Annotated in this window: 4 protein-coding genes; 1 reads left to right on the top strand and 3 read right to left on the bottom strand. The window is 72.8% G+C overall.

All coding sequences use genetic code 11. The annotated features are described in order from the left end of the window. Positions 1-207: 207 nt before the first annotated feature. Both AB0O00_RS31995 and AB0O00_RS31990 read right to left on the bottom strand, forming a co-directional pair. A complete protein-coding gene (locus AB0O00_RS31995) occupies positions 208-882 on the bottom strand; it encodes a hypothetical protein (protein WP_363657742.1) in 675 nt (224 codons plus the stop codon). Then, positions 879-1,457 carry a sigma factor-like helix-turn-helix DNA-binding protein gene (locus AB0O00_RS31990; protein ID WP_363657740.1) on the bottom strand — a complete coding sequence of 193 codons (579 nt, stop codon included), beginning with the start codon at positions 1,455-1,457 and terminating at the stop codon, positions 879-881. The genes AB0O00_RS31995 and AB0O00_RS31990 overlap by 4 nt, the downstream gene beginning before the upstream one ends. Before the next feature lie 276 nt (positions 1,458-1,733). Between AB0O00_RS31990 and AB0O00_RS31985 the strand changes: the two genes are divergently transcribed. Then, complete coding sequence (locus tag AB0O00_RS31985; protein ID WP_363657744.1) at positions 1,734-2,513, top strand: SAM-dependent methyltransferase; 780 nt, start codon at positions 1,734-1,736, stop codon at positions 2,511-2,513. 11 nt (positions 2,514-2,524) lie between these two features. Here AB0O00_RS31985 and AB0O00_RS31980 read toward each other — a convergent pair whose 3' ends face one another. Continuing rightward, a complete protein-coding gene (locus AB0O00_RS31980) occupies positions 2,525-3,643 on the bottom strand; it encodes an alpha/beta hydrolase-fold protein (RefSeq protein ID WP_363657738.1) in 1,119 nt (372 codons plus the stop codon). Positions 3,644-3,863: the final 220 nt, after the last annotated feature.

Here is a 3,863-nt window from a genome sequence, read left to right as displayed (position 1 = left end):
ATCCATTAGATCCCCGAGCCCCACACCGGCGCTATCCATCCACGGCAGCGGCGAAGCGGCCGTGGATGGATAGCCCGCCCGGGCCGGGCCAGGTAAGCCTTGCCTCAGAGGCAAGGCCGGAGTGTGCCGTCGGTCGTTCGTACGCAATCCCCTTGCCGGGAAGGCCCGTTGTCGCGAGAGGAATGCACCATGGCCGCGCCGCTCTCGCTACGCCCGCCCGGGGGTGGCGAGTTCGGCGGCCAGGGCCGAGCGGGGCTGCGGGATCTCGCCGTAGTCCTCGTCGTCGGCGGTGACGGTGAGGCGGTTGACGACGGCCTCCAGGGCGGCCGGGAGCCTCGGGTGAAGGCCCTCGTGGCAGCGGGCGAGGATGTCGTGGCGCACGTCGTCCGGGAGCAGGGGCTCCGTGGCCCGGTAAGTGCGCTGCTCGCGGCGGGGGTTGGCGGCCAGCAGTTCGGCCTGGTCGCGCCAGTAGGCGGCGTCCCGGGGCTCCCCCAGCCGCAGGTGGTGCAGGTGCAGCAGGTAGGCGGCGGTAGAGCTGCCCGAGCCGGCCGCGAACTGCCACCAGAACTGGGCCGGGTCAGCGCGGCCGGTGACGGCCAGCAGGCAACCGAGGACCAGCGCGCCCTCGGGGTGGATGCGGTGGCTGTTCACCAGCTGGTCCAGCGAGCGGCCGGCCTGCGGCGCGCCCAGCACGAGCGCGGTGGCCAGGTCGAGTTCGTGGGCGGCCTGCTCGTGCTCGGACGGGAACGGCGCGGGCGCGGCCGTCAGGCGGTCCGACAGCGACGGCGCGGCGGCCAGCACGCACGGGAACACCCGTACGGGCCGGGCCCCTTCGTCCGCGCCGCCGTCCATCCAGCCCAGCAGCCCGTACACCTCGGTCATCGTTCCTCCCCCGGACACGTCTCCCACACCACCGGCCGCCCCGACGCGAAGTCCGGCCGCCCCACCGCCCGCGCGATGCGGCGGTGGGCCTGGCGGCGGTGCGCGCGCAGCGTGGCGGGCGGGATGCCGAGGTACTCGGCGGCCTCGGCGTCCGCCAGGCCGAGGCAGTGCGCGAGGACGACGGCGTCCCGCTGGCGCTCGGGCAGCGCGAGGATCGCGCCGAGCAGCGCGAGCTGATCGGCCAGGGTCTGCGGGCGCAGTCCCGCGCGCCGGCAGAAGGCGCCGATCGCGGCGTCCATCGCGGCGGTCTGGACGGCGGCCGGTTCGCCCTGGGCGGCGAGCCAGGCGGCGAGGTGCTCCTTGAGCAGGCGCCAGGCGTACGCGGCCGGGACCTCCTGGCGCAGCGCGAACGCCCAGTTGTGGTGCAGGTGTTCCCGGGTGCGGCGGACCACGAGGGCGGCGGCGTCGCCCCGGGGGCCGACCTGGGTGCGGGCGAAGGCGGTCCAGGCGGGCTCGTGGGTGCCGCAGAAGGCGTCGAAGGTGAGTCTCAAGCGGGCGCCCCGGTTGATGGTCATGCCGTGGACCTTCCCGTGTGGTCGAGGGGGGAACGTGCGCTCCCCCGTGACACATGCAAGCGCATCGGGGGTCCCGTTGTGCAAAGGCGGCACGCGGATCCGGCGGAGAGGACGGAAAAGTAGGACTACGGACGGAACTGACGGTTCCTCACCTATGGTTGGGTCCCCGGGCGGCGTGGTGACGGCGTGGTGGAGTCGTGGTGAGGGGGAGCCGTGGGGACGGGCAGTGACGGTGCCGAGGTGGACCTGCAGTTGTACCGGGCGCATTCGGCCAGGATGTACGACTACTTCCTGGGCGGCACCACCAACTTCGCCCCCGACCGCGAGGCGGCCGGGCGGGCGATCGCCGTCTTCCCGTGGGCCCGCACCGCCGCCCGCGCCAACCGGGCGTTCATGCACCGCTCCACCAGGCTGCTCGCGGACCGCGGCATCGACCAGTTCCTCGATGTCGGCACCGGGATCCCGACCTCGCCCAACCTCCACGAAGTAGCCCAACGAGTGAATCCGCGGGCGCGCGTCGTCTACGCCGACAACGACCCGATCGTGTACGCCCACGCGCAGGCGCTGCTGCACTCCACCGCGCAGGGCCGAACCGCCTACGTCCAGGCGGACGTCCGCGAGCCGGAGGCGATACTGCGCTCGGCCGGACTACGCGACACGCTCGACCTCGGCCGGCCGGTGGCGCTCAGCCTGGTGGCCCTGCTGCACTTCGTGCCCGGCGAGGACGACGCCCACGCGATCGTCGAGCGGCTCAAGCGGGCCCTGCCCGCCGGCAGCGCGCTCGTGCTCAGTCACGGGACGCCGGATTTCGCCCCGGCCGAGACCGAGCGCGTCGCGCAGGTGTACCGGGCCGCCGGCACCGCGGTGCGGATGCGGACCTGGGAGGAGATCGCCCGCTTCTTCGACGGCTGGGACCTGCTCGACCCGGGCCTGGTCGCCACCCACCGCTGGCGTCCGGACCCTGGTGAGGGGGATCCGGACGCCGGTGGGGCGACCGCGGACGGGGCGACGGACGCGCAGGTTTCGGCGTACGCGGCCGTCGCCGTCAAGCCCTGACGCCCCGGCGCTCAGCCGCTCTTCCCGACGGCCTGGGTCAGCCACGTGAAGACGGACGGCACCATCGGCTCCCAGGTGGACGTCAGGTGCGGGCCGTTGACCTCGACCGGGGTGACGGCGGTCGGCGCCTTGGCGGCCTTCTGCAGGGCGAGCGCGTCCTCGTAGCCGTCGCCCTTCTTGCCCGTCACGTACAGCGCGACGTTCGGCGGGGTCTGCGCGTGCTGGAGCATGTAGAGGGGGTTGGAGACCTCGCGCAGGTGCGGGTCCTTGGCGGTCAGCGAGTCGCCCTCGCCCATCGGGTCGTTGTAGCCGGACATGCTGACGGCCGCGTGGAAGCGGTTCGAGTGCGCGATGCCGAGGCGCGCCGCGCAGTGCGCGCCCGCCGAGTAGCCGGCCACCGCCCAGTGCTCGGGGCCGGGCTCGGCGCGGAAGTTGTCGAGGACCATCTGCGGCACGTCGCGCGCCAGCCAGGTCTCGGCGTTGACCTTGCCGGGCACGTCCGCGCAGCCGGTGTCGACGTGGTTGGGGAGCAGCACGACGCGCGGCGAGACCAGGATGAACGGCGCGATCTGGCCGGACTTCATGAGCGGCCCGAGCTGCTTGGAGACGTTCATGCTGCCGAACCAGGCACTCGACGAGCCGGGGAAGCCGGCGAGCAGTTCGACGACGGGGAACTTCTTGTCCTTGAACGCCGGGTCGTCGTACTGCGGCGGCGTCCAGACCAGGACCTCGCCGTCCACGCCGGAGACGCGGCCCTTCAGGTCGGTCGTCTTCACGTCCTTCGGCACGAGCTTGTCGTCCACCGGACCGAACTGCTGGATCACCTGGGGCTGTCCGGGCGGGTTCGCGGCCGCCGTCGCGTCGGCCGGGGGCGGCACGGGCACGGCCCGGACGTGGTTGCCGGTGCCGAGCAGGTCGTCCCAGCCGCCGTAGAGGTGGTTGTCGTTGTTCACCATCACGAAGACCAGCGTCACGGCCGTGACCTGGGCGAACAGCACCATCCCGAACCGCGTCCCGAAACGGAGCGGCTGCGGCCCGCGCACCCGGTTCCAGAAGTACATCAGGAGGCCTATGGAGAGCGGGACGAGGACGAGCGAGAGGACGAAGAAGGGGGTGCCTGTCAGTTTCACACCCTTGTTGACGGTGAGAACGGGTGTCCGGTTGCCTCCGAATGGGTATGCACTCGTGTCCTCTGGGGCGGATGGTTCGTTGTCCGACCGGCCGTCGCCGTCCCCGAGGGAGCACTCCATGCCCAAGACCCGCACCACCGCCGTCGCCGCGGCCCTCGCGCTGCTCGCCCTCGCCGCTCCGGCCACGGCGGCGAACGCCCGGACGACGGCGGCGAACTGG

Source organism: Kitasatospora sp. NPDC093558 (assembly GCF_040683475.1).
Classification (GTDB): Bacteria; Actinomycetota; Actinomycetes; order Streptomycetales; family Streptomycetaceae; genus Kitasatospora.
Note: the sequence above shows the minus strand (reverse complement) of the source record. Positions and strands in the feature narration are given on the sequence as shown.